At 38.9% G+C, this 26,250-nt stretch carries 26 protein-coding genes, 1 tRNA gene and 1 pseudogene; 11 read left to right on the top strand and 17 right to left on the bottom strand.

Annotation, left to right across the window (positions count from 1 at the left end; all coding sequences use genetic code 11):
- Nucleotide 1: 1 nt before the first annotated feature.
- Together I4641_RS00940 and I4641_RS00935 are read right to left on the bottom strand one after the other, a co-directional pair.
- Complete coding sequence (locus I4641_RS00940; RefSeq protein WP_229638547.1) at nucleotides 2-388, bottom strand: hypothetical protein; 387 nt, start codon at nucleotides 386-388, stop codon at nucleotides 2-4.
- 25 nt (nucleotides 389-413) lie between these two features.
- Nucleotides 414-1,358 (bottom strand): serine hydrolase, encoded by a 945-nt coding sequence (locus tag I4641_RS00935; protein WP_229638546.1) that lies wholly within the window; start codon nucleotides 1,356-1,358, stop codon nucleotides 414-416.
- A gap of 120 nt (nucleotides 1,359-1,478) precedes the next feature.
- On the opposite strand from I4641_RS00935, the gene I4641_RS00930 reads away from it, so the two are divergent.
- Both I4641_RS00930 and I4641_RS00925 read left to right on the top strand, forming a co-directional pair.
- Complete coding sequence (locus I4641_RS00930; protein ID WP_229638545.1) at nucleotides 1,479-1,841, top strand: TMEM165/GDT1 family protein; 363 nt, start codon at nucleotides 1,479-1,481, stop codon at nucleotides 1,839-1,841.
- A 21-nt stretch (nucleotides 1,842-1,862) separates the two neighbouring features.
- A complete protein-coding gene (locus tag I4641_RS00925) occupies nucleotides 1,863-2,147 on the top strand; it encodes a TMEM165/GDT1 family protein (RefSeq protein WP_229638544.1) in 285 nt (94 codons plus the stop codon).
- Nucleotides 2,148-2,171: 24 nt separating this feature from the next.
- Here I4641_RS00925 and I4641_RS00920 read toward each other — a convergent pair whose 3' ends face one another.
- Nucleotides 2,172-2,549, bottom strand: coding sequence for a hypothetical protein (locus tag I4641_RS00920; protein ID WP_263858087.1), 378 nt, complete (start codon nucleotides 2,547-2,549; stop codon nucleotides 2,172-2,174).
- 844 nt (nucleotides 2,550-3,393) lie between these two features.
- Between I4641_RS00920 and I4641_RS00915 the strand changes: the two genes are divergently transcribed.
- Entirely contained in the window at nucleotides 3,394-5,568 is a 2,175-nt protein-coding gene (locus I4641_RS00915; protein ID WP_229638542.1) for a peptidase domain-containing ABC transporter, read from the top strand.
- 2 nt (nucleotides 5,569-5,570) lie between these two features.
- Here I4641_RS00915 and I4641_RS24060 read toward each other — a convergent pair.
- From I4641_RS24060 to I4641_RS00895, 3 genes and pseudogenes are all read right to left on the bottom strand, one after another.
- Nucleotides 5,571-6,445: pseudogene (locus tag I4641_RS24060) on the bottom strand (HD domain-containing protein).
- Between the two features lie 97 nt (nucleotides 6,446-6,542).
- Nucleotides 6,543-6,881, bottom strand: coding sequence for a type II toxin-antitoxin system PemK/MazF family toxin (locus tag I4641_RS00900; protein ID WP_229638539.1), 339 nt, complete (start codon nucleotides 6,879-6,881; stop codon nucleotides 6,543-6,545).
- Nucleotides 6,871-7,095 carry a hypothetical protein gene (locus I4641_RS00895; protein WP_229638538.1) on the bottom strand — a complete coding sequence of 75 codons (225 nt, stop codon included), beginning with the start codon at nucleotides 7,093-7,095 and terminating at the stop codon, nucleotides 6,871-6,873. The genes I4641_RS00900 and I4641_RS00895 overlap by 11 nt, the downstream gene beginning before the upstream one ends.
- A gap of 261 nt (nucleotides 7,096-7,356) precedes the next feature.
- On the opposite strand from I4641_RS00895, the gene I4641_RS24055 reads away from it, so the two are divergent.
- Nucleotides 7,357-9,273 carry a response regulator gene (locus I4641_RS24055; protein ID WP_229638537.1) on the top strand — a complete coding sequence of 639 codons (1,917 nt, stop codon included), beginning with the start codon at nucleotides 7,357-7,359 and terminating at the stop codon, nucleotides 9,271-9,273.
- A gap of 19 nt (nucleotides 9,274-9,292) precedes the next feature.
- Here the strand turns inward: I4641_RS24055 and I4641_RS00885 are convergent.
- The 4 genes from I4641_RS00885 to I4641_RS00875 form a co-directional block, all read right to left on the bottom strand.
- A tRNA-Ala gene (locus I4641_RS00885) sits at nucleotides 9,293-9,365 on the bottom strand.
- 50 nt (nucleotides 9,366-9,415) lie between these two features.
- Entirely contained in the window at nucleotides 9,416-9,598 is a 183-nt protein-coding gene (locus I4641_RS24050; RefSeq protein ID WP_369426699.1) for a hypothetical protein, read from the bottom strand.
- 95 nt (nucleotides 9,599-9,693) lie between these two features.
- Nucleotides 9,694-10,464, bottom strand: a complete 771-nt coding sequence (hisF, locus tag I4641_RS00880; protein ID WP_229638536.1) for an imidazole glycerol phosphate synthase subunit HisF — start codon at nucleotides 10,462-10,464, stop codon at nucleotides 9,694-9,696.
- Between the two features lie 150 nt (nucleotides 10,465-10,614).
- Entirely contained in the window at nucleotides 10,615-11,127 is a 513-nt protein-coding gene (locus I4641_RS00875) for a GNAT family N-acetyltransferase (RefSeq protein ID WP_229638535.1), read from the bottom strand.
- A gap of 120 nt (nucleotides 11,128-11,247) precedes the next feature.
- Here I4641_RS00875 and I4641_RS00870 point away from each other — a divergent pair, with 120 nt between their 5' ends.
- Genes I4641_RS00870 through rdgB form a run of 3 tightly spaced genes read left to right on the top strand, consistent with a single transcriptional unit; the run spans nucleotide 11,248 to nucleotide 14,716 of the window.
- Nucleotides 11,248-12,543, top strand: a complete 1,296-nt coding sequence (locus I4641_RS00870; protein WP_229638534.1) for a glycoside hydrolase family 10-like protein — start codon at nucleotides 11,248-11,250, stop codon at nucleotides 12,541-12,543.
- 54 nt (nucleotides 12,544-12,597) lie between these two features.
- Nucleotides 12,598-14,082, top strand: coding sequence for a cyclic nucleotide-binding domain-containing protein (locus I4641_RS00865; protein WP_229638533.1), 1,485 nt, complete (start codon nucleotides 12,598-12,600; stop codon nucleotides 14,080-14,082).
- Between the two features lie 46 nt (nucleotides 14,083-14,128).
- Nucleotides 14,129-14,716 carry an RdgB/HAM1 family non-canonical purine NTP pyrophosphatase gene (gene rdgB / locus I4641_RS00860; RefSeq protein WP_229638532.1) on the top strand — a complete coding sequence of 196 codons (588 nt, stop codon included), beginning with the start codon at nucleotides 14,129-14,131 and terminating at the stop codon, nucleotides 14,714-14,716.
- Between the two features lie 22 nt (nucleotides 14,717-14,738).
- On the opposite strand, the gene I4641_RS00855 is transcribed toward rdgB, so the two are convergent.
- Entirely contained in the window at nucleotides 14,739-16,700 is a 1,962-nt protein-coding gene (locus tag I4641_RS00855) for a tetratricopeptide repeat protein (RefSeq protein ID WP_229638531.1), read from the bottom strand.
- Between the two features lie 563 nt (nucleotides 16,701-17,263).
- A complete protein-coding gene (locus tag I4641_RS00850; protein WP_369426702.1) occupies nucleotides 17,264-18,298 on the bottom strand; it encodes a ribonucleotide-diphosphate reductase subunit beta in 1,035 nt (344 codons plus the stop codon).
- A 203-nt stretch (nucleotides 18,299-18,501) separates the two neighbouring features.
- Here I4641_RS00850 and I4641_RS00845 point away from each other — a divergent pair, with 203 nt between their 5' ends.
- Nucleotides 18,502-18,717 (top strand): hypothetical protein, encoded by a 216-nt coding sequence (locus tag I4641_RS00845; RefSeq protein WP_229638529.1) that lies wholly within the window; start codon nucleotides 18,502-18,504, stop codon nucleotides 18,715-18,717.
- A 34-nt stretch (nucleotides 18,718-18,751) separates the two neighbouring features.
- On the opposite strand, the gene I4641_RS00840 is transcribed toward I4641_RS00845, so the two are convergent.
- Together I4641_RS00840 and I4641_RS00835 are read right to left on the bottom strand one after the other, a co-directional pair.
- Entirely contained in the window at nucleotides 18,752-19,822 is a 1,071-nt protein-coding gene (locus tag I4641_RS00840; protein ID WP_229638528.1) for a hypothetical protein, read from the bottom strand.
- Nucleotides 19,823-19,993: 171 nt separating this feature from the next.
- Nucleotides 19,994-20,269: a DUF1816 domain-containing protein gene (locus I4641_RS00835; protein ID WP_229638527.1), complete on the bottom strand. Its 276-nt coding sequence runs from the start codon at nucleotides 20,267-20,269 to the stop codon at nucleotides 19,994-19,996.
- Between the two features lie 326 nt (nucleotides 20,270-20,595).
- Here I4641_RS00835 and I4641_RS00830 point away from each other — a divergent pair, with 326 nt between their 5' ends.
- A complete protein-coding gene (locus tag I4641_RS00830) occupies nucleotides 20,596-21,450 on the top strand; it encodes a DUF2267 domain-containing protein (RefSeq protein WP_229638526.1) in 855 nt (284 codons plus the stop codon).
- A 347-nt stretch (nucleotides 21,451-21,797) separates the two neighbouring features.
- On the opposite strand, the gene I4641_RS00825 is transcribed toward I4641_RS00830, so the two are convergent.
- From I4641_RS00825 to I4641_RS00815, 3 genes are all read right to left on the bottom strand, one after another.
- Entirely contained in the window at nucleotides 21,798-21,959 is a 162-nt protein-coding gene (locus tag I4641_RS00825) for a hypothetical protein (RefSeq protein WP_229638525.1), read from the bottom strand.
- A 131-nt stretch (nucleotides 21,960-22,090) separates the two neighbouring features.
- Nucleotides 22,091-22,300 carry an acetyltransferase gene (locus I4641_RS00820; protein ID WP_229638524.1) on the bottom strand — a complete coding sequence of 70 codons (210 nt, stop codon included), beginning with the start codon at nucleotides 22,298-22,300 and terminating at the stop codon, nucleotides 22,091-22,093.
- Between the two features lie 141 nt (nucleotides 22,301-22,441).
- Nucleotides 22,442-23,926, bottom strand: coding sequence for an alpha-amylase (locus I4641_RS00815; RefSeq protein ID WP_229638523.1), 1,485 nt, complete (start codon nucleotides 23,924-23,926; stop codon nucleotides 22,442-22,444).
- A gap of 197 nt (nucleotides 23,927-24,123) precedes the next feature.
- Here I4641_RS00815 and I4641_RS00810 point away from each other — a divergent pair, with 197 nt between their 5' ends.
- Together I4641_RS00810 and I4641_RS00805 are read left to right on the top strand one after the other, a co-directional pair.
- Nucleotides 24,124-25,671 carry a hydantoinase B/oxoprolinase family protein gene (locus I4641_RS00810; RefSeq protein ID WP_229638522.1) on the top strand — a complete coding sequence of 516 codons (1,548 nt, stop codon included), beginning with the start codon at nucleotides 24,124-24,126 and terminating at the stop codon, nucleotides 25,669-25,671.
- 254 nt (nucleotides 25,672-25,925) lie between these two features.
- The coding region (locus I4641_RS00805; RefSeq protein WP_229638521.1) for a hypothetical protein at nucleotides 25,926-26,250 on the top strand (325 nt) is incomplete at its 3' end.

The raw sequence follows: 26,250 nt of genomic DNA, 5'->3' as shown, positions 1-26,250 counted from the left end.
ATTATCCCAAGCAATCGTAACAACCCGCATAACCACTCTCTGCATGGTAAATAGCTGATTCTACTAAATGAACGCGATCGAGTCGGGTTAAAACTGGTTGAATGGAATGCCAAAAAGGATTAGTTTCAATGTCTTCTGGTATTGGTTGCTGTCTGAGATAATATTTGATTGCTGAATGTACCGATGTTCCCCTCCGCGCTGCTTTGGTAGAGATTTCTTGGGCTTGTTTGACACCGATACGTTTGCGCCATTGTTGCAAAGCTTGACGATCTTTGGCTGGTTTGGTTGCAGACAGAATAGAAGTCACCGAAGGATATACCGCACCATCAAAACTAAAATGACGTTTGCGGGAGATGGTTACATACTGGGGTTTTAGATGGTCAAACATTTTTATAACTGGCAAGCCTATCTAATTATTTTTGAAAAGATATTAAGGCTTCCACAATAGATTGGGAGATAAACGGTAAGATAGATCTATTCTGGGCGTTTTCTTTACCTTCAGTAAAAACTGTCAGCAGATAGGGTGGCAAATTGGGAATTTCGATGTATGCAGCGTCGTGACGTACTCGACTCATCCAGCCTGCTTTAGACCAAATTTGGGCGTTGGCGGGCAAACTTTCCCCTAAGAATCCAGTAATTTGGTTTTCACCGTCGCAATCGACAAACTCTGCGGGGTTAAGACTACGTTTGAGTAACTTCATCATCTTTTGCGATCGCTCTGCCGATACTGCTACACCACCGATAATACTGTGTAACAATCTGGCTACTGCATCGGTAGTCAGCATATTGCGGTTTTCCATTAATTCACCCAAAAAGGCTCTTTCTCTACCATACGCCCCATCACTCCAAGTTTTTTGATTGACATTAATGCTTTCAAATTCTTCCCACTTGAGAGACTGATAATAACGATTGACTATGTTGCGCTGTTTCTTCCACGTTTCAAAAGGTTGGGCGGGTAATTCGGGGCCGCTAGTCGTTCCTGTTAAAATATCTACTAGTAAACTAGTCGCATCATTACTCGATTCAACAATGGTATCTCGAATTGCTCGATCCAATTCTAAAGAATCGGCGATCATGTTTCCTTTTAACCATTCTTGAATTGCTACTAAATAGAATAATTTAACTACACTAGCAGGATAAATTCTTTCCATTCCGCGATAGCTAAAGCCTTTGACGGGATATTGCCAAAACTCAGCAGCAGATAATGCGCCCCCAGTATTAACGATTACTGGTTCTTCGTATACAATCCAAGTAAGAGCTATTTTGTCCCTGGTTAGAGTAGGAAACCTTTGCCTGGTGGTTTGTAAAATTTCCTTGGCTGCTGTATTTAATTGTTCGTCTCGATCAAAAAAAGGCATAAAAGCAATCTTAATAGGTGTTATCTCGATAAAAGCTGCGAATTATTAATACGATCCTATCCTCCCTCGATAGAGTAATATTATTTCACGGTAATCGGACAAAATGAACCACAAACTTGAATGGAAACTAGCGATAGTCAACCTTTGGAAGTAAATACAGAAATCCAAGCATCAAAAGTAAAACCCAACCCCCAACAGCATAATAATTTTTGGGTAGTTTTTAGCTCTACTTTTATTACTATCTTTCTAGCAGAAATGGGGGACAAAACCCAGCTTGTTACTCTTTTGATGAGTGCAGAGTCTCAAGCACCTTGGGTAGTCTTTACAGGGGCAGCCCTAGCTTTGATTGCGACTAGTTTAATCGGTGTTTCTATCGGCTATTGGCTATCCAAAAAACTCACCCCCGAAACTTTAGATTTATCCGTCGCAATTCTGCTTCTAATTATTACCGCTTGGTTAGTTAGCGATATTATCAGCCTGTAATTTTATTAAGATCAAAGAAATATGGATTGGCAACTTGTTGGAATTAGCTTTATCACCGTCTTTCTCGCGGAAATTGGCGATAAGAGCCAGTTGGCAGCGATCGCTCTTGGCGGTAGCTCGAATAATCCCCGTGCGGTGTTTATCGGCTCTACTGTCGCCTTGATCCTAGCTAGCTTTTTGGGCGTTTTGGCTGGTGGTGCGGTGGCGCAGTTTTTACCAGAAAAATTGCTTAAATCTCTAGCTGCGATCGGTTTTGCTACTTTGGCGTTAACAACACTCTGGGTTGGAGAAGAGTCGGAAGACTAAGACTAAATCCTCGTTACTTATTTTTTAATTTGCAGGTTGTTTGCTTCTTTGTTCGATCTCTTCTAAAGTTTTGAGCAGAATGCGTTTTGCTTGTAATTGCCAACCCCATTTTTGAACGTTGAAAGCAATGGGAATACCAATAGCAGGAGCAAGAAAGTCTACTGGTTGGCGAAAAGAGATGCCAAACAATAATCCCAATCCTGCAATTCCCCAAAAAGGCAAAGCTACAGCTTGACGTTGTTCTTCGATAAGCTTACCGAAAAAACCTTGGGGCATTTCTTCCAGTAATGCAGCTTTGACTTCTTTTTGCTCTGCTGGAGTGACAGATATTCCTATTTTGCGTCGCAGCTTTTCTATTTTACGAGCATCCGTGCTGTAATTGGTTAGCTCGTCTTCTGCCATCAAGATCAGCCTTTCGAGTTGTCTGGTTTTAGTGGTCACTAGTATAGTAGGATTTTTATAAGATTTGGAGTTAATTATACAAAGAATTTGGAAGTTTACGGCTATTTCAGGATTTCGAGCGAAGATACGGCGTTAGACAAGTTTGCTGTCACAAAATACAAACAAAAGTTAATCGCTTATGGTGTACCAAAAGCAAATATTTTTCACAATTTTTCTTCTGGGGGGAATGCCGAGAGAGAAGAGTATAAAAAAATGATGCAATTAATTAGCCAAAATTAGGGCAGCGAGGTGCCTTTTGGTTATATTTTAGTTAGAGGCAAGCCTGTGATCGACACAAAACCATATGTTTATTTGATTGCTACTAAGGAAACAAAATCGCCATCAGACATTCTCATAGAGCTAATAGATAGCAGCACTTTTCTGTACATTTTCTGTACATGGGATAACAAGGGATAAGATTTACTCCTTTAGGCTATCTATATTTTGATTACCAGTGTGTGACCGAAATCTCAGTGCAAAAAAGAATAAACAAAATTCGCAATTAAAGAGAGAGCGATCGCAGCTACACCACTCGCCGTCCACACTGATTCGCTGTAGTAGCTTGATATTTTCTGGGTTTAGATCTCGAATATATCTCATGAAGACACTATTTTAGCGGTTTTATCTTATTCTACATATAGGTAATTAATTTTGCATCGCTACTTATTTTTGTTTTTTATTATCGAACAATGATAAATGACATGACATATTGATGTCATAATTTTCCGCCACAATAAAACCTAATATATTAATTTTCTAAAGCAGGGAAAACCACAACTCTGCTACTTTTCACGTACTATGCCAGATGAAATATCATAATGTCTTACAACACAGCGAAGAAGACTGTGGTGCTGCTTGTTTAGCCACTATTGCCAAGTATTACGGGCGCAACTTTACCCTGAATCATATTCGCGAGGTAGTGGGGACGGGGCAACTAGGCACTACTCTACTAGGGTTACGGAGGGGTACGGAGGCAATGGGGTTTTATGCCCGTTCGGGTAAAGCTTCAGGGGAATTACTCCAGCAACTAGATAAAGTACCTCTGCCAGCAATTATTCATTGGCAGGGCTACCACTGGGTAGTCTTCTACGGTAAGAAAGGTAGGAAATATGTCATTGCCGATCCTTCAGTCGGTGTTCGCTATCTTTCTCGTCGGGAATTTAGTGAGGGTTGGAAGAATGGGGTAATGCTCTTGCTAAAACCCGATCCAGAAAGGTTTAACGCTCAAAGTAACGATGAATTTAGCGGTTTTTTCCGTTTTATTAGACGGGTAATACCCTACCGAAATTGGCTCATTCAAGCAGTATTTTACGCTCAAATTGTCGGCTTACTCGCCCTTGCCTCCCCGTTTTTAATTCAGATTTTGACCGATGATGTGCTGGTAAGGGGAGATACTAGTTTATTAACCTCTGTGGCGATCGCAGTTATCGTGATGAAGATTATTGATACTATACTGCGGACAGTAGAAGAAAATCTAGTCGCCCATGCTAGCGAACGTTTAGAGTTAGGTTTAGTTTTAGACTTTGCCCATCAGTTATTACGGTTGCCTTTAACCTACTATGAAACTCGTCGTAGTGGCGAAATTGTCAGTAGATTAGAAGATATTCAAACCATTAAACGCTTAATTTCTAAGCTGGTAGTTAGTTTACCCAGTCAGGTATTCATTGCTTTATTTTCCTTTGGCTTAATGCTGTTTTATAGCAGACAGCTAACTTTAATTTCGGTGGTTATTGGAATAATTATGACCCTCACCACCTTTGTCTTTTTACCCACCCTGCAACAAAAAATCCGTCAACTGTTAATCTTAGATGCGGAAAATCAAGGGGTATTAGTAGAAAGTTTTAAGGGTGCATTAGCCCTCAAAACCACCTCTGCCGAACCTCAATTTTGGGATGAGTTTCAAAATCGTTTTGGTCGTTTGGCAAATCACAGCTTAACCACTACACGCATCAGCATTATTAATAGTCGCTTCTCTAGTTTAATTTCTGGTATTGGGGGTGTGTCTTTGCTGTGGGTTGGTAGCTTATTAGTGATCGATAAACAAATGAGTATCGGGCAATTATTGGCATTTAAAACCCTCAGCGGAAACTTCTGGGACTTAATTAGCTTCTTAATCGGTTTTGTTGATAGTGTTGCCCGTGCCAAAACCGCCACACAACGGCTAACAGAAGTGATTGACTCCACCCCTGAAATAGCAGCTAAGGATAAGAAACCCTTTGTCACTATTCCCGATAATGCCGATATTATCTGCAACCAAGTTAACTTTTGCTATCCTGGCAGAATCGAATTATTAGAAGACTTTGATTTAACTATGCCTGGGGGGAAAGTAATTGCCCTCATTGGACAGTCGGGTTGTGGGAAAAGTACCCTGGCAAAAGTTATTGCAGGTTTATATACCCTCTCTTCGGGCAATATCCGCTTGGGAGATTACAACTTATCGGATTTATCTTTAGCATCTCTGCGTCAGCAAGTAATCTTAATTCCCCAAGATGCCCATTTCTGGAGTCGATCTATTGTCGAAAACTTCCGTTTAGGTACGCCCCATATACCTTTTGAATCCATCGTGCAAGCCTGTAAAATTGCCGAAGCGGATGATTTTATCAGCAAGTTACCTGATAAATATCAAACAGTGTTGGGGGAATTCGGCTCAAACCTGTCAGGAGGACAAAGACAAAGACTAGCCATAGCCAGAGCGATCGTTACCGATCCACCTATTTTGATTTTAGATGAATCTACATCGGGATTAGACCCTGTAAGTGAAGCAAAAGTATTACACAATCTTTTATCCCACCGTCAGGGAAAAACTACCATCCTGATCTCTCATCGTCCTAGTGTAGTGCAGTTAGCGGATTGGATCGTGATGTTAGAAGAGGGACATCTAAGCATCCAAGGGACACCCGCAGATTTACGCCAACAAGCAGGGGTACATTTGAGTTTTATTGCTGGGGTTAAGGAGTTGGAATTGGAAAGAAACGAATAAGATTAATTTAAAGAAATACCATGAAGTTGTTGAAATAGCTCAGTAGCATAGGTATCAGTCATACCAGAAATATAGTCAGTAACGCGCATTATATTACTATATAAACTATCGCCTTTTTTTGGACGATATTTAATAGGAAGTATATTTTCAAAACGATATTTTTGTTGATTGTCTTCTAAGAAACTATTAACAAATTTATCAAAAAGATAATTTATTACTTCATATCCTGCAATTTCAATTTTAACTATTTTTGGATTTTTAAAAACTTTATCTTTAGTTTTATTTTGAATTTCTTTAAGACAGTCAGCGTATCTACTTAAAGATATCAAATCAGTGTCAAAAGTTCCTGCTAGTAAATCATTTTCTTTGTCAATAAAAATGTCTGTTATTTCTAATACGAGTTTGTTAATAGCTTTGGCACGAATTTTTTAAAGTCTTTTCTCTGTGCATCAGTTAAATTATGCTCATTTTTGTTATCCCACAACTCGAAAGCTTTAGCAATAGCACCTTCTCCAGCATGACCAAATGGAGGATTACCAAGATCGTGGGCAAGGCAAGCAGCAGAAACAATATCTCCAAAATCGGAGGCATCAAAACCCTTTAATTTTTTTTGATGTCTTTCAATAATTTTTCTTCCAACTAAACTTCCTAAAGAGCGACCTACACAAGATACCTCAAGACTATGAATCAAGCGAGTAGGAACATAGTCATGTTTTGATAAAGGAAATACTTGTGTTTTATCTTTTAGACGACGAAAAGGAGAAGAGAAGACTAATCTATCATAATCTTGCTGAAAACAAGTGCGGGTTTTTTCTGTTAGTTCTTCTGACTCATTCTTACCTAGTCTTTTTCGTGTAAGGAGTTTTTCCCATTGCATTAATTCCGTTTAGAGATCGCACCTCACCCAAAAACCAAGAAACAAGCGATCGCGTCAATCTTTGATTTTGCTATTTTCTCTTTGTAAATTGGGTTTTTTACTGAACTAATTTGAATATTGTCTTTTTAACTTCTGCAAATTTTGCTTGGTTTAATTTCGCTTGAATTTTCAATATTTTATTCTGTAAGACGGAAAATGGTTTGTCAATTCTGACAGCACTTTTTAAAGGTAAATTACCACTTTCTAAATCCTTATTTTCAACAAAAACTTTATATTCTGATAGAGATATATTTGATGTCATTGCAACAACAACAGTGTCTAAATTAGACACATTATACTTGTTGTTAGATATTACCAATGCAGGTCTAACTTTTGCACCAGTCAGATCGGAAAAAGGAAATTTAATTAAAATAATGTCTCGTTGTTTAACTTTCAAGACATTGTTCCCATAGTCCCTCTGGTTCTCGATCGTAAACTTCTTTTAACCCTTCTTCTGCTAATAATTCATATTCTTCAGTCAGAAAATCTGGTGAATTTTCGCTTACTTGCAATACAATCACTTCCACATCACCAGGAGTTAAATTTGCAGGTTCTGTGATAATTAATTTACCATCGCTATTGACCTTGCCCTGTAGTTTATATGCTTGCATGGATTGAAGATGATTCTATATTTTAATTGTATTATATTGATCAAGTGCGATCGCATTTAATCTTGTTGTTTAATGGTGGGAAAGATATTTTTTGCTTCTAGTTTTAGAATAACGCGGTTAAAGTAAAACCTATTTTTAAAAGTCTTACAATTATCCCATGACATATTGATGTCATATTTATCCCCAACAATAAGAATTAGATCGATGAGATAATAGGTTTTATCTCGTTATCGCTTCATTTGAGACCAGGAGTGATCTCTCGTGATTCGTATTCTCATTGTCGATGATCAAAAAAGTATTAGAGAAGAGTTTAAAAATCTCTTAGAACAAGAACCCAATATCGAGGTAGTCGGTACGGCTGAAGATGGCTATGGAGCATTTGAACGAGTAATCGAGCTAAATCCAGATATCGTCTTGATGGATATGATTCTGCCTGGGATGAATGGAATCAGTACCGCCCAGATTATCTGTCAAAATTATCCACAAATCAAGTTAATTGGCTGGAGTACTTTTGATAGTCAAAATTTGGTTAGTAAATTTTTACAAGTAGGAGGCAAAGGCTATTTACTTAAAGATACTCCTGTTGAAGAATTAGCATCTGCGATCGCGTTAGTTCATAAAGGCTATATTCAAATCAGCCCCCGTTTAACTAGTAAGACTGAAAGAGATATTTCTGGAGTGGTGGAATTTGCTCCTATCGCTTCCACCACCAAATCTAAGGCTCAAGTTCCAACTCAACTCAAATCTGATGCTGGCAAAAATTGGGTTGATCGCCTCAAAGCAACTTTGACAGAAGCAAAACAAAATTCTGATCAGGAATTAAATCTTGTTCCCACCATACCTGCACCTATAGTAAAGGTAGATCGTCAAATTACCAAAGGAACGTTAGTTCCTATTGAAGCCAATGAATTACTACCTTCGGTGAGTAATTGGACAATTCTTGGTGGTTTGGTTACGGCTAGTGCGATCGTCATTGCTACTTTAATGGCAACTGTGACTCAATACAAAATTGTAGTTAAAGGAGATGCCAGAGTTCGTCCAGCAGGAGAATTAAGACTGGTACAAGCCCCGGCAGAAGCTGCGGTTATTGATATTTCCACTAAAATCAACCAACCAGTGAAACAGGGAGACATCATTGCGACTTTAGATAGTTCTCAGCTAGAAACCCAAAAAACCCAACTGCAAACCAATATTCAACAAGCCCAACTACAATTAATCCAAATTGAAGCCCAAATTGAAGCCCTAGAAAGTCAAATTCAAGCTGAAACTGATAAAATCGACCGTAATCTCGCCTCTGCTAGAGCAGAACACAATCGTAGTTTGCGGGAATATCAAGACCGAAAAATCACCACGGTAGCAGAAGTAGAAGAAGCCCAAGCAAACCTAAAACTCGCCCAAGATGAATTAAGTAGATATCAACAACTGGTAAATAGTGGGGCAATTTCCCAATTACAATTAACAGAAAAACAGGCAGCATACAATACTGCCCAAGCCAGATTAAAACGAGTTCAGACAGCCTTAAATCCTAGCGATGCGGAAGTGGAAATTGCCTCAGAAAACATTGCCCAACAACAAGCTTCAGGTAGGTCTACTCTAGCAACTTTAAACAAAGAGAGGCAAGCATTAATTCAACAACAAATTGAAACGAATAAATTATTATCGCGCGATCGCTCTTCATTAAAACAACTAGAAAGAGACTTAGCCAAAACTAATATTGTGGCTACTGCTGACGGTATTATTGTCAAACTCAATTTAAGAAACCCAGGACAAACTGTAAAAGCTGGAGAAGAAATTGCCCAAATTGTTCCTAGTAACTCGACATTAGAAATCAAAGCCCAAATTACACCCCAAGATATTAGTAAAGTTCGACTAGAACAACCAGTAGATATCAGAATCTCTGCCTGTCCCTATCCTGATTATGGTACGCTTTCAGGAATTGTCAGTAAAATCTCTCCCGATGCTCTAAATGTAGATCGTAATCATAATATTTTGCCTTTTACTTCTTCAACCAAGGCTGTTTATGAAGTTACCATCGCACCAGATAGTTTAGTTTTAGCTCAAGGTAGTAAACAATGCTCTCTACAATTAGGTATGGAAGGTAGAGCCGATATTATTACTCATCAGGAAACTGTGTGGCAGTTTATTATCAGGAAAGCTCGGTTAAATACAAATTTATAGCTTTATAGTTCATCATTAATGGAGCATAGCGGATTTGAACCGCTGACGTCTTGCATGCCATGCAAGCACTCTACCAACTGAGTTAATGCCCCGAGTATACAAATAATATCACAACAACATCATCTGATTTGAAGTTATTAATTTAACTAAGACGACTTAGACAGTTTCCAATGATGAAGTATACCACTAACATCGCACCAGCAGACAGGGCGACTAATGTTCCAGCAAGCATGAGCGAAAATTCTTGCCGATCCAAAGCCGATTGCATCAAATGCAGCGACCATGCCACCAGCGCAACGTCAAATATGAGAATTGGAATCAGCATTTTTTAAGAAACGTAAACTTTATACATTTTAGTATACAATTTTTACTGCTTGGGATAGATGGACAATAATTTAAGCTTTACTAAAGATTATTAGGTCAAGTAATCCTGACAGGAATTTGGAGATCGTGAAGATAAGTTTTGATTTCTCGAACGCTCAATTGCCCGAAGTGTAACAAAGAAGCCAAAAGAGCAGCTTCCGCTTTACCTTGATCTAAAGCTTCATAAATATGGTGACAATTGCCCGCACCTCCAGAAGCAATTACAGGAATCTCCACTTGTTCGGCAATAGAACGAGTTAATTCTAGGTCATAGCCAGCTTGAGTTCCATCGGCATCCATACTGGTTAGTAATAGCTCTCCTGCACCTCTGGTCGCCATTTCTGTTGCCCAAGCGATCGCATCTATCCCAGTATTTTTTCGACCGCCACGAACATATACATCCCAGCCAGGATTGTCGATATCCATTCGTTTGCGAGCATCGATCGCTACCACAATACACTGTTTGCCAAAGCGATCGCTCGCCCGATTAATTAAGTCTGGATCTCTTACTGCTGCGGAATTGATGCTAACTTTGTCCGCACCTGCTCGTAACAAAATTTTAATATTCTCTAAGGATTGAATTCCCCCTCCAACTGTCAGAGGAATAAAAACCTGTTCGGCAGTACGATAAACAACATCGACAATCGTACCGCGATCTTCGTGAGTGGCAGTAATATCAAGAAATACTAATTCGTCCGCCCCAGCATCGTTATACACTTTTGCCAATTCTACAGGGTCTCCTGCATCTTTGAGGTCAACAAAATTAACTCCTTTAACTACCCTTCCTGCATTAACATCCAGACAAGGCAATATTCTTTTGGCAAGCATAGTCAGTTTTCACTAGTCGGCTGAGTATTTTTAATTGTTTCTATAGCGAACTCGATCTCAAACAATTTAATGAAGAGAATTTTTATCGATCGCAGAAAAATTCTACCTCGATCTCGGTGGCGTGGCTAGTAGTTCTAAGAGTGTATTCTCTTAGTTAATTGACAAACCAAGAATAAGCAAACTACTTAGGGCAGTATTGCCTTCCAGTTTATCCCCTCGATCGAGTACTGCAACATCGGGTAAATAACCCCATTGGCTAAAACCATAACGGGTAAAAAGATTGATGCTGGGTTGATTGTGAGCAAAAACAAAACCCAAAAGGGTAGTTAATTCTACTTCTGGGCAAAAAGAGATCGCTTTGGCTAAAAGTTCCCTGCCAATTCCTTGATGGTGGTATGCTGTCGCCACGTAAATACTAATCTCAGCCGTATGTAAATATGCAGGACGACCATAGAAATTCTGGAAACTCAGCCAGCCGACGATTTCTGTTTTATTTATGGCTACCCATAAAGGACGGTTTTTCGAACGGTTACGATACCAATTAAGCCTACTATCTACCGTGACAGGTTCGGTATCGGCAGTTGCTCTGGCACTGGGAATACTTTGATTATAAATATCAACAATTGCTGTCAAATCCGCTTCTTTTGCATCGCGAACATACATGAGATAATATTTTTGACTACGACTTGGCTAGATAAATAGATCGACAGGCGAATAAACAAAGGTAAATGATTAAAAAATAAGCAGTTATAATCGCCATATCCTATAGATTTTAAGGCATTGATGAAAAAAAGTATTGCTCGTTCGTTTGATATCTTTGCTAATAAACTAGTTCAGTTTAGTCAAGAAAGAGGTCGCGTCTCTTGGTTGATTTTTTTGTTTATTTTAGCTCTAACCTTAGTGGCTATTACTCCTTTTCCTGGGAATTCTCAGCCAATCTTAAATAATGGAGTCGAGCAAATTTGCTCAAAGGATCTTAAAACCAGAGAGTTACGGGGAGTATGGCTGACTAACATTGACAGCGATGTTTTATTCGATCGTGACAGGACTTCTGAAGCCATTTCACTTTTAGCAGAGTCTAACTTTAATACTATTTATCCAACAGTTTGGAATTGGGGCTATACTCTTTATCCGTCAGAAGTATCAAAAAGGGTCACGGGTTTAAATCTCGACCCCACAGAAGGGCTACAAAATCGCGATATTCTCGCCGAAATTGTCAGTGAAGGACATAAAAAAGAGATGAGCGTAATTCCCTGGTTTGAGTTTGGTTTTATGGCTCCTGCTGATTCAGAATTAGCCCAACGTCATCCCCAATGGTTGACCAGTCGGCAAGATGGTAGCACTATCTGGTGGGAAGGAGACGTACATCAACGAGTCTGGTTAAATCCTCTCCGTCCCGAAGTACAAGAATTTATGACCGATTTATTGGTTGAGATCGTCAGTAATTATGATATTGATGGAATTCAGCTAGACGATCATTTTGGCTATCCTGCCGAACTCGGTTATGACGACTATACAGTCGAGCTATATCGAGGCGAACACGACGGTCAATCTCCCCCAGAAGACTATCAAGATCCTGAATGGGTTCGTTGGCGAGCAGATAAAATTACCGCTTATGTAGAAAGATTATTTCACGAACTCAAAAGTCATAATCCCCAGGCGATTATCTCTGTGTCTCCCAACCCCCAACATTTTTCCCTCAATTCTTTTCTGATGGATTGGTATACCTGGGAACGCAAAGGCTTGATCGAAGAACTAATCGTTCAAATATATCGCGATCGCAACGACAGTTTTATCAAAGAACTAGAAAGCCCAGAACTGTTGGCAGCAAAAGCACATATCCCCGTTGGTATCGGGGTTTTGTCTGGTTTAAAAGGTCGCCCCATACTGTGGCACAAAATTAACAAGCAGGTTAAAATCGCTCGCGAGCATGAGTTTGCTGGAATATCTTTTTTCTTTTATGAAAGTCTCTGGAATCTAGCTACTGAATCTCCCCAGAGAAGACAAGCAGCCTTGAAAAGATTGTTTCATCATCAAGCCCAACGCCCTAATTTATCTGACTGTCAATTCTTATCTTAATAACGAAGAATTTGGGAACTATTACTAGGGTGCAGCACGGAGAATCCATATTAAATGAACAGCAAACTAAAATACCTAACCGCCGAAGATTACAACATTTTATTGGAAAAAGCCCAAGTTGCCACCTATCAGCAGCGAGAAACAATCCTTAAAGAAGGTCGTTTGTCTGGGGCAATCTATTTAGTGCGGAAAGGAATCGTGCGGGTAGAAAGAGCAGCATCGGGTAGGGATGTAGCGATCGCTTTTTTAGAACCAGGAGACATATTTGGCGAAATGTCTTTTTTAGAAAGTGTTCCCACTAGTGCTGCGGTAGTTGCCCAAGAAGAAGTAGAAGTTTGTGTCTTAAGCGAGCAGAATCTTTATTCTCTACTGACTTCTGTACCTGGACTATCAGACCGTTTTTATCAGTCTTTGGCGCACAATCTTTCTAATCGATTGCAACAAACTACTGCGTTGGTAGCTCACTTGATGCGAAGAACCCAGGTAGCTCCCGAATATGACATCCAGCGTACGGGGCAGATAGGACAAGATGCTATTCCTCCCGAATTGATTGGGGAGACAGAATTGTTTAAAGAAAATCTCCAAACTATCGAGCAAGCAATTCGTGGCAAAAATATTAGCGAACCCGATGCTCAAGAACAGATTAATAAAGCCTGCAATATGCTCATTAGCTCCTTGCGGGAGCAAATAATTTGCGAGCCAAAGATCCAAAAAGCGATCGGAACTTATATCTTTCGCGAGACATTTCCTTTTTATATGTTGAGTAGTTTTTTTGATCGCGCTTTTCGCAAACCAGGAAACTATTCCAGCGATTCTTATATCATCGGATTGCTTTCTCAAAACGAGCCAGAAGGGGACGGATATCTGGGCATTTATCTAGACCGTTGGATTCGCAATCTACCCACTTGTTTGGCTCTCAAAAATCGCGGGGGTATCATCACCCAAACTATCAAACAATTACAAGAAACTTGGACGTCGGATTATCCGATGCCTATTACTAGTTTAGCTAGCGGTGCGGCATCAGAAATTTTAGACCTCTATTTCCAAACTGCTCCCCCCAATGCCCATGTTACCTGTGTTGATTTCAACCACCAAGACCTTGCTGCTGCTGCTAATGTGGCTCACAAATGGGGTTTTCGCGATCGCCTAACTTTTATTCAAGATAATCTATTTTTACTGGCAGAAGGCTATAGCCACATTGATATCCCGCCCCAGCAAATGATCTATAGTGTCAGCATGGCGAACTATCTCAGCGATCGCGAATTAATTCGTATTATGGATTGGATTTACGATCGCCTATTGCCCAATGGAACGATTATTCTGGGTAATTTTCACGCTGCCAATCCCGATCGCCTTTTGTTAGAGCATATCCTCGAATGGCACTCGATTTATCGTTCGGCAGAAGATTTAGAAAAGTTATTTTCCCGTTCTAAATTTCGTTCTCTCCCCGTTACAATTCAGTCTGATGAATTTGGGGTGGAATTATATATTGTCTGTACCAAAGCTTGGCAGGATAATGAAAGAGAAACAACCAGCTAAATATTCAAGCCTGTAAACTTTAAAAATTAAAATATACTATTCGATAGTGAAAAAACTCATAGTCGCGACGGGAAATCCTGGCAAATTAACCGAGATGCAGAAATATCTCACCGATTTACCCTGGCAGTTAGCATTAAAACCTGCGGAATTGGATATAGATGAAACAGGAACGACTTTTATTGCCAATGCTCGTCTCAAAGCGGGAGAAGTCGCCCGAGCTTTGGGAGAATGGGCGATTGCCGATGATTCTGGTTTAGCAGTGGATGCCCTAGACGGCGCGCCAGGCATTTATTCTGCTCGTTATGGCAAAACAGATCAAGAACGCATAGATCGCCTATTGAGAGAATTGGGAGATACCCATAATAGACAGGCAAAATTTATTTGCGCGATCGCGATCGCTAGTCCTGACGGTAAAATTGTTTTAGAAACAGAAGGCATTTGCCCAGGAGAAATACTAACTTCTTCTCAAGGAAATGGCGGTTTTGGTTACGATCCCATTTTTTACGTACCCTCTGCCCAACAAACCTTTGCCCAAATGTCACCATCGACTAAAGGTAAAATTAGTCATCGTGGTATCGCTTTTGCCCAATTAATGCCAGACTTGCAAAAATTATCATCAGGCAAATCAATTTGAACTAAAGGTCTTTATTTTTGATTCAGTTTGAATTTTTCTGCTTTAATTTTTCTGCCAAGGCGCGATTTAACTTCTGGGATGCCCCAGGAAATTTTGGATCTAGTTGCAGCACCTTGCTGTAGGTTTTGACCGCATTATCCCAATTTTGAATCGACTCGAACTGTTGACCCAAAAAATAAAAAGATTCTGCATCTTGAGGGTTTTGCTCGATTCCCTGCTTCAAAAACTCGATCGCTTGCTGGTGTTTATCTTGTTTGCCCAAGACTTCTGCCATACGATGATAGGCTTGGATAAATTTAGGATTGAGAACGATCGCTTTGTAATAAAAGCCAATTGCTTGTTGCTCTTGACTTTGCTCGACCAAAGCATTACCCAAGTTAAAACGATCCAATGCCGAACCTATTTTAGGCTGTATGCCCAAAGCTAACTGCATTTCCCGTATAAATTCTGCTTGTCTGCCTATTTTGAGCAAAACCCGAGCATAATTTAAGTGTGCTTTACCATATCGCGGTTTAAGCTTAATAGCTTTACGATAACAAGCCATTGCTTCTTGCCATTGTCTTTTTCTAGAATATAAATTTCCTAAATCCGTATGAATTTTAGGAGAATTGGGCTGCAATTTCGCTTGTTTATAATAGCGTTTGATTGCTCGATCTAGCTGAGTTTGGGGACTGTTTGCCCTATTGTCATCTAAAGTTTTGTCTGGGAGAATTTCTGCGGGCTTAATTAAATCCACCTTGACTGGTTGCTCTGGTTTGCTCGAAGCAGGTAAAGCTGGTAATGCCATACTAATATCTAAGGCTTTACGATAATATTTTGCTGCTTGTTGCCATTCATTTTGCTGTTCTAGCTGTCTTGCCATACTGCAATAAACTTCCACCGAGCGAATAGATTTGGGTTGTTTCCCCGTGACAATTTCTGGATCGGCACTTGTTTCCCAGGTTTCTGTGGTTTGATTTGGCGACTCTAATTCCAAAGCTTTGCTAATATTGAAGCGAGTTTGTTCGAGATCTCCCAACCCCTGCCAAACTTTGGCTAAACTTCGATATACTTGCGGGCTGGGTCTGATGATAATTGCTTTTTGATAGTGTTTAACTGCCTGCTGTAGTTTACCTTGTTCGAAATAAATATCTGCTAGTCCAGCATATACTTCAGCTAAATTGGGCTTAATTTCTACCGCTTTGGCATAGCAAGACATTGCTTCGCCAGTTTTGCCCATTCTTTGTAAAGCATTCCCCCAGACTTTATAGGCTTCTGCCATGTGAGGCAATATAGTGGTAGCTTGCTTGCAGGCAAGGGCTGATTGCGACCACTCTTGTTGTTCTAGGTGATCTAATGCTTTTTGTAAATAGACCTGTGCTGTTTCCCAGTCAATATCTCTGGCTTGTTCGGGGTTAACTGCTTTCAGGCGGTTGGGAAAGGAAGGGGATGTGTTGTCAGATTCTACTGTAATATTCGCATCAAATCTTTGAGGGGAGGGAACTTTAACTAACCCCGAATTAATATTGGCTAGAGGTTGAAAAGAAAAGGCAGCTTCTTTGAGACTAGCCAAAGGGATAGGAGTCTTTTTAATCCTACCAATACCAGATCTGAGCAAATGTTCTTTGGTATTTCCAGTCATCGCTTTGATGTGAATTGCCTGACGATAGTAGTTAGCAGCTTGTTCTACATTACCTTGATTTTTCAACTCCGTGGCTAACTTTTCATAAGCTATGGCTAAATCTCCCTGTTGTTTGAGACGTCCTGCTAAACGCTGCCGAATTTCTGGCAAATTAGGGTTCTTTTCAATTACCAAACCGTATATTGCCAAGGCTTCACTTAGTTTTCCCTGTTTCCACAAATCATCTGCTTGGGCAATGCGTGTTTCCCAAGACTTTGATAAACCAGATTCAGAAGTTACCAGATCCGAATCTAGTTTTGCGATCGCAGAATCAGATTCCTTGGCAGATTCAGCAGGAAGAAGATTTTTAAATAACTTAAACATTAGCCAACTGAATTACTCTATAAATATTTTTACCTAAGTTAATCTACTGATGTCTAGAAGCGACAATAATTAATAATGCTCATTCTAATGACGGAAAGCTAAGATAATTTTTAGCTATCTCAATCTACAATACAAAAAGATCCGTGTTTACATCTCAGTATTCACTAAATCTTAAAGGCATTATCCTAGATTTTACTTAATCTTTATCTTTAGGAAAATTATGCCACACTTAATCTTTTTATTCTCGAAATACTTTCCCAGCTAAAAATAATCTTAATGGGGCTTAGATTGACTAATAAAAAACAATTGAAAATAATTGAATTACAAAATCTACTATTTTGGACAACAACAGCTATTCTATGATTCTTTAAATCTAGCCATTTTGAGATATTTTGTATTGATAAATACATACTTCTTTCTTAAAAATCTAGCTCAATAAAAAAAAGAGCGTTCCCACGCCCGTTAAATAACATTTAATTATTTGATTGTATGATTGATTTTTTTGATGTTTAAGTCAGCATTTGAACATATTTTAGTTGAATTTACTGAGTACTTTGCTTTGCTTAAATCTCGTCCCATCCCGCAACACCACTTGACATCACATATGAAGTAACGCCAGCCTCGAAAAAGTTAGCCTTGGTATGCCCTTCTTTTTTGGTGTCTGAAAATCTTTCTAGATGTCTATAAGGGCTTTTCTTATATTTCTCATCCAAATACAATGGGTCAAGACCAATCGAGCGTAAGCGCAAATTAGCCATATATTTGGTGTAATGTTCGGTACTAGTATCGGTGATGCCCAACACGCTGTCTCCTACTATATGATTTGTCCAACGGCATTCGTGTTGTACGGCAGTATCAAACATTTCATAAATTTGTTCTACAGAATAAGGAAATAGTTGCATCGCTTCTGGAAGAAGTTTCTGATAGAGTCTGACGTGACTCAATTCATCACGATTGATCATCTTAAAAATATCAGCACTACCAGGCATAAGCATCCGCGAAGCCAAATTATAAAAGTAAATAAAACCATTATAAAAATAAATTCCCTCCAACAAATAATCTGCCAGTAAAGAGACAAAATAATTCTCAGGAGTGGGATTATCGACATACTTTTGATATATGCTGGCAATAAATTCACAGCGATCAGCTAAGACCTTATCAGTACGCCAAAAATCGTAAACACTACTACGGCGATCGCCTGGTATCACCGTCTCAATAATATATTGATAGCTTTGATTGTGCATCCCCTCTTGGGAAATTTGTTCTGCCATACATACGCTTACCTCTGGCGCAGTGACACAACTTTTGATATGAGGAATGTTACAAGTTTGCACTGAATCGAGAAAGGTCAAATAGCTCAAGATGCCATCATATGCCCGACGCTCTTTCACTGTCAAATTCCAATAGTCGGTTACATCTTGGGTTAGATCGAGTTTTTGCGGAATCCAAAAGTTTTCCCGCATCTGTTGATACAAACCCGTCGCCCAGGAATAGCGAACATCATTTAACTGCATTAAATTGGTCGTGTTGCCAAACCAAATAGAACGATTTTCCACTTTGTCGTCCCCACCAGGATTGAAAATGGGATTTGCCGACATTGGCTTAGATTCTGATAAAAAGGAAGTCATATAATTAATCTTAATTTTTTCACACTATATACGGTGTTTCAGCCTAACAAAAATCAACAAAAAACACTAGCATATCTAGCTAAAAGAGTAGATGAAATCAGTTGTGAAAGTTAGAATAGGCGACCGATGGGGAAATATAACTAAGATAAAAAATTTATTTCGATCTTAAATTAATGAAAATCAAAGCTCTAATTGGTATTGAAGACTATAGTTTAATGGTATGTCATTGTTCTGGTAATTTATACCATTTCAGTATTATGAACCAAGAAAACATACTGCATAATTTTGAAGGTATTTATCCTAGCGTCGAAAATGCTATAGCTAGAGGTAAAGCAGTAGTCAATACTCTCAAACATAGAACCCAGAACACCTTCGATCACACTAAATAACTTATAACTTATTTCAAGTTAATCTTGAGGAAAATCAGCATAAACCTGAAGGTTTTATTTTGTAAGCAATTTCTTCTACAGGCAAACTTTCTCCATCCAAATCACCATAAGTCAATTGGAGTCGCTTCTCTCCTGCATACTTGACCAACTTACCACTATACAATTGTGCTTTTGTACCCAAGCTTTGTATGCGTACCTTGCCATTAAACACCGTTGCCCTAGCAAGATAAATTACTAAATCATCTCTAGAAGGACGATTAACCGTAGTGCTAGCGGTAAGATGGGCTACACCTCGTTCGTCAATTTCTTGGGTCATTGCCATGGCTGTGTTGCGTATACCGCGAATAGCCACAATGGCAGCAGCTACAGCCATCGTAATATCTGTACCATTATCAGTCATAATTTTATTATTAGATAAATATTGAAAGTTAGTTTCTCCCAAGTCATCCCTAATACGTCGATGAATCATATTATGGGGATGATAATCAGACAATGCCCCCACAATTGCACCACAAGCATGACGGGGTTCTCGCCAAGGAGATTCGCGAGTTTTGCCATAAATGCGCCTTTCGCCCTCTTCTTCTAAACGCCCTACGTGGGTTTTGAGGTCAATTGCTACCAATACTATTGATTGGGGATTCCCTTCGTATAATTTTCTTCTTAGGGGTTCGTCCATTTGATGGGCGACGGTGACGTGAGCTAAAGTAGCCCCATTATCCGTACCGCCACCTGCGGGAAAAAATGCCTCTAGTTTGAGTTCGCCAATTTCAGATAGGGTAGCAAAGCGGGATGCGACTACATCTCGGTAGCGTTTAGTTACCTCTCCTTGATGAATGCGATCGCCGCAGTTGGTATAGGCTAAAGTAGTTACCACACTGGGTAAACTAAGATCTGCCCCGCAAATGTGCATATCCGTAGGGCTAGCAGCAGCGAATTGTAGTTCGTCTCTTAATAACTGTAAGCCATTTATTAAAGCATAGCGATCGCTCACTATTTCATTAAGATAGTTATGGTAGGCATTTCTTTCCATACCAAAGCTGGCAGGAAGACACCATAGTCGATCAATCCGTTTTTGAGCAGATTCCGCGTCGAAGGGGATAGACATAAACTTCGTCTAGTTTAACAGCTAAGTTTTTGATAGGAATTAAGGTTTAAGAATATCAACAAGAACCAAGAAAGTAAAACACAACGACGGTTTTTTTTTAAATGTCTGAAATAGAGAAAAAAACATCAAAAACAAAGAGCTAAAATTCTCAAAAAGAAGTCGCGATCGAAATCATTCAACCAACGATTCCTCTTCTGTAATAGTTAATTGTGTTGGCAAATAGCGTTGAATTTTAATTCCAATTCCTATTGCTTTTTCTGCAATCAAATCTTCTACATATCCGTGTTGCATTGCTTTGGCTTCAGTACGACTGCTAAAAGGACCAAAATAGTAAAGGCATTTAGGCTTTTCTGTAGCAATTCTTACCCAATACGGGATTGTAAATTTATACTTTATAATCGAAGTACTAATGGTTTTCAAGCGATTTGTGAAACTTTTCAAGAACATAATGCTTACCTAATTAAATTTACAGTTGGAGACAAAATCCATCCCTTAGTTGAAAATAGTTAGTAAAATTTGAGAAAAAATAATGCTTTATCTTATCGCCAGAACCAAAAAAGTTAAATTAAGACCAATCCCTATCAAACTAAAATTATATTAGGCTTTGTGCCAAACAAAATTTTGTATTACACCCTACAAAATCCTCTAGATCGAGTAGGATACCAAAACCAAATCTATCAAAAGTTATAAATAGATATTGTCCCTAAAGTAGATGTGCAGCTTAATCAAATTCTAATAAGATTTAATCTGTATCAAAAGAAGATAATAAATATATGCCTATAGCTCTGAAAGATGATGTTATGTACATCCTGCTCAAAAAAATTGGTCAAAAAGATGACAAAGGAAAACATTCAGTAGACTTTCAGTCAACAGACTTTACAGGACGCAATCTTACTATATCTGATTTTCTCGGTCATTTAGATTACCTCAATCAAAAACAATATATTAATGCAGACTTCTCTGGAAATGCCTATGCCAGACAAGAAGATGTACCCAATCTAATTGATGAGGATGAAATAGATTTTCGCGTTGCTAACACTTTTGGCGCACCTGATGGTCCTTTGCCCCACCTCATTAGATTCAAACGAGCAGAATTGACCGAAAAAGGTGAAAAAATGCTCGATCGCATGGAAAAAAATCCCCCTGAAGCTCTTAGAACGGGTGTTTCTACCTCTATTGTTGATAAATATACACCCTTTCTCGAAAAAGTAGCCCTCAAGGCTGAATTACCCGATATTTTTGATGCTAGAGACTTGACTAACTTAGTTTATCGCACCATGCGCGACCTAATGTCGAAAGAAGCTTCTCAAGCAATTGAAGCCGAACTACACAACAAAATAGAAGAAGACGCTACAAACAAAAGATTGCAGAATGAAATCTCCGATTTATGGAAAGATGATAATCCTTTGGTTTCTTGGTTAAGCAAAGTTCGTCCCCCTTTAAAATTTGATGCAGACACTTTCATTTTACGCATTGAAAAAGAAGGTGGACTACCTCGTGGAACAACTGGAACAAAAGTGATTAATGCTGTTTTTTCTGCTACCAAAGAAGAATTGTCTGAAGACAGCAAAAAGCAAGTAGCTGAATTCTTACCAGGAAAAATCAAAGATATGTGGGAAGCAGCTTAGTATCCCTTAGAATTACTTTATTTAGGCTTCAGCCTAATAGTGAGCTTAATTTCAATAAAAAATCCTAAAAATCATAACAATCATCTACAGCGTTTCTCGTACTTGCGAGGTATACCTTGGTTGTGTTTGGGAAAAGGGCAAAGTATCTGACCTCATAGCTCTGAGAATTGCTGTATATTTTTTGTTAGCGATCGCAAGTCAAATAATCATACCTCAATCCACCAACTCCAAAATTTAGTCAATCTCGAAGTTAAACTAAAGATAGATGAGCATAAATACTTAAGTATCTACAATTAAGCTAATTTTATGCAATTATCAAGTAATTATGTCTAGCAGAGCATACGAATTTAGGGAAACTGAAGATAAACGATGGGGTATTTATCTCCAAGGTCGTCTTCTAGCAACAGTTGGTAGTTACGAAGTGTGTAAATCCATTGGAGAGTCATTAAATCAAGACACATCTTATTCTGACCACTTAAAGCAGCGATCGCTTGTAAAAAAGCAATCAATAGGTCTTTGATTATTAATTAGAAAGAGATTGCAACTTAATGATAATAATTAAAGATGAATAAAAATAAATGGTGCTATTCAATTTTTCAAATAAAACAGCACCATTTTTTTATCAATCTAATAATCAAAACTATTTTGATTTATAATCACTATCAAGCCAACAAAGAGGAAGATTTTCTCCCGAAGGAAATATCAAATCTTTTTTAGCAAAGGGTTCTGGAGGTTGTTCGTTTTGACCCGCTTGGGTCTGTCCAGTTACCTTATCTTGAAAAGGATCGATTAATTCTTCTAGCGAAGCAATTTCAACCAAACCATCATCTTTTTTGCTTTTTAACAGCATTAAGGCACTCCTTACTTTTATTTAAAACTTTTATTACCTAGTTTTAAAATATTATTAATTAGACCTCAGTTACATCTAACAAAAGACTTAGATCAAGTAATAATTTTCACTAAGAAAGTCGCTCTTAAGTATTATTCATTCTTAATTGGATGATTGGGGAACCCAAACAGAAACCGAACCTGCCAGACAACGAAAGTCTGCCCAACCTTCATCGTTAGTAGTAATAGGTTCTTTGATATGTTCGGTTAAGTCAATATAATTTTGGTTTGCTTGACCTACTTCCATCCATTTAGTCCCTGCATCACCATTACTTAACACTACAGCTATTGCCCCTGGATGAGATTCATCGCCCAACCTTGTCCAACCAATGCAATTTGCATGGTCAAAATAATCATATTGCTCTCCATAAGCATAATCTTGGCGTGTTTGCAGAAATTTATCGATCAGCCACTTATGAGAGTCCATAAAGATCTCATATTCTTGCCCATCTTTCCCGCTGTCTTTGTAGTGCGCGCCATAGTAATCTGCATAAAAAATACAGGGATAACCATCTCTTCTCAATAAAATCAAGGCATAGGCGAGAGGTTTAAACCAAGCTTCGACGACTGATTCAAGGGATTGTAGAGGTTGAGAATCGTGATTTTCAACTAAGGTTACTGCTAAAGTAGGTTGGTCTTTAACTAGGGTGCCGTCAAATATTTGACGCATATCAAAGTCGTTACCTGTTTTACTAGCTTCAGTAAAGTTATAGTGCAGGGGTGCATCAAATAAAGCTACATCTCCACCAGTAGTACTAATAAAATGGTGTAAAGCTTCGATATTATCAGACCAATATTCCCCTACTGCAAATAAAGGTTTGCCTGAATATTTTCTAACGTGATTTAACCATTCGGGAAAAAATCCTGCTTTGACGTGCTTAACTGCATCAAAACGAAAACCGTCGACATCAGTCGTATCTATATACCATTCACCCCAGTACTTGAGTTCTCCTCGTACTTCGGGATGTTCCATGTCTAGATCGCAACCCATTAGATAAGCAAACGATCCTTTTTCTAGATCTACTTGGTCGTCAAATTGCTTGTCTTTAAACAAATAAACAGCATTAGCATCTCCATCATAGGCATTATAATCAACGGCGTCGAAGTGCCACCAATGCCATTCTAGACTAGAGTATTTACCATTGCGCCCTGGAAAGGTAAAGTGCGTCCAAGTTTTAATATTTTGCAGATCCCCTATCGCTTCATGACGATTGTTGGGATTCATGGGTGTTGCTTCGACTTCTTCTTCTTTGTCTCCTCCAAGTTTATGATTTAACACTACATCTGCATAGATGCGAATACCTTCTTTTTTAGCTACCTTGATGGCATTGATATATTCTTCTTTTGTACCATATTTAGTTCTAATCGAGCCTTTTTGATCGAATTCTCCTAGGTCGAATATATCGTAAACACCGTAACCCACATCGTAGCCACCCGCAGTACCTTTATATGCTGGAGGCAGCCAAACTGAAGTGACACCAATTTTGGCCAAATCCGCAGCGTTTTCTGCCAGTTGATTCCACAAACTACCATCGGGTTGGTTATACCAATGAAAGTACTGCATCATCACACCATTAAACTCAGACATATTAAAACTCCTGATTTTGAAAGCTGAATGACTATATATTAGTTAAGAAAACTATTGTTTTTTTCAACAATAGACAAATATTTAGTGCCGTTGAGTATTTTGTTGATTGGAGGGTATTATCTCTCTATTAACCAGAGATCAAAATCATCCTTGGGATATAGATATATATTTAAACCTGCTACTTATACTTATACTTTATGTCTTGCGACCCCGTCCGCTTGGAAATATTCAACAATCTCTATCAATTTATTGCCGAACAAATGGGGATTGTGTTGCAAAATACTGCCACTTCAGTCAATATCAAAGAGCGATTAGATTTCTCTTGCGCCATATTCGATCGCGATGGTTTATTAGTAGCAAATGCACCGCATATTCCCGTTCATCTCGGTTCGATGAGTGCCAGTGTGATTAGTTTAATTACAGATCTACGAGATACGATCAAGCCAGGGAATGTTTATCTATCTAATAATCCGTACAATGGAGGAACACACCTCCCAGACACAACAGTTATTACTCCAGTATTCAGAAAAGACATAGCAAAACCAGTTTTTTTTGTGGCATCTCGCGGACACCAAGCAGATATTGGTGGCATTACTCCTGGTTCGATGCCGCCAAATAGTAAAAATATAGCAGAAGAAGGAATCTTGTTCGATAACTTCTTATTAGTTGATTCGGGTAAATTCAAAGAAGAAGCTGTTAGAAATAAACTGACTAATAGTAGTTATCCTGCTCGCAATCCAGACCAAAATATTGCTGATTTTCAAGCCCAAATAGCTGCTAATAATCGAGGTGTAAACGAACTTCTAGATATAGTTGATCGCTATGGCTTAAATACGGTTACAACTTATATGCAATACGTTCAAGATAATGCCGAAACAGCAGTCAAAGGCGCGATCGCATCTTTAAAAGATGGTGAATTCAGTTGTACCATGGATAATGGCGCAACTATAAAAGTAAAAATAACTATAGATCGTCAAAATCTTCAAGCAACGATCGATTTTACGGGTACTTCTAGTCAACTAAATAATAATTTTAACGCTCCTACTGCGGTGTGTCAGGCTGCAATCTTATATGTATTTCGTACTTTGGTACGAGATAATATTCCCCTCAATGCAGGATGTCTCAAGCCCCTAAAAATCATTATTCCCCCTGGTTCTATGCTCGATCCAAGCTATCCTGCTGCGGTAGTAGCGGGTAACGTGGAGACTTCCCAAAATATTACCGACTGTCTTTATGGCGCACTGGGTGTTATGGCTGCTTCCCAAGGAACGATGAATAATTTCGCCTTTGGCAACGACAAGTATCAATATTATGAAACTATTTGTGGTGGTTCGGGTGCGGGTAAAAACTTTAATGGTACGGATGCGGTGCAAACCCAAATGACCAATTCACTTCTTACCGATCCTGAAATATTAGAATTGCGTTTTCCCGTTCTTCTAGAAGAGTTTAGTATTCGGCAAAATAGTGGTGGCAGAGGACTAAATCACGGAGGTAACGGTGTAGTCAGAAAAATACGTTTTCGAGAAGAAATGACTGCGGGCATTTTATCCAATCGTCGTCGAGTTTTACCTTTTGGCTTAATAGAAGGACAGCCAGGGAAACCTGGTAACAACTATATCAAAAGATCGAATAATACTATTGAAAAACTAGATAGCCAAGCGATCGTCAAAATGTATTCAGGAGATACTTTCGTGATAGAAACTCCTGGTGGCGGTGCTTATGGAGCAGAAGAAAATACTAATTAGCTCTCAAATGAAATAGCTAGTAAAATCATATTATCTAATTTTTCTCTAATTTAGTTTTAAGCTTTCTGTTGTAGTTTGTATATTGAGTAAAACAACAAAGCGCGATCGACAGTTATATTTTTTGATATTCAAATCTAAATATTTTATGAATAAACTGTTTTTTATCGAGTTATTAAGTAATCTACTCTTTTGATTAGTTAGTATCGTGCTAATCATACAAAATGTAAATGTATTTTAGTGAGAATTAAGTATTAATGAAATTTAAGTATCTAGCAACTATTGCAGCAGCATCCGTCATTACTTTCGGACTAGCAGGGACTCCCAATAATTTCGGTAGTGTAAATGCTTATCCTTGTGCTGGGGCAAAACCTTGTGCTGGGGCAAAACCTTGCGCAGCAGTAGATCCTTGCGCGGGTGTAGACCCTTGTGCGGGTGTAGACCCTTGCGCAGCAGTAGACCCTTGCGCGGGTGTAGACCCTTGTGCGGGTGTAGACCCTTGCGCAGCAGTAGATCCTTGCGCAGCAGTAGACCCTTGCGCGGGTGTAGACCCTTGTGCGGGTGTAGACCCTTGCGCAGCAG

The organism is Waterburya agarophytonicola KI4 (assembly GCF_020640915.1).
GTDB classification, from domain to species: domain Bacteria; phylum Cyanobacteriota; class Cyanobacteriia; order Cyanobacteriales; family Xenococcaceae; genus Waterburya; species Waterburya agarophytonicola.
Note: the sequence above shows the minus strand (reverse complement) of the source record. Positions and strands in the feature narration are given on the sequence as shown.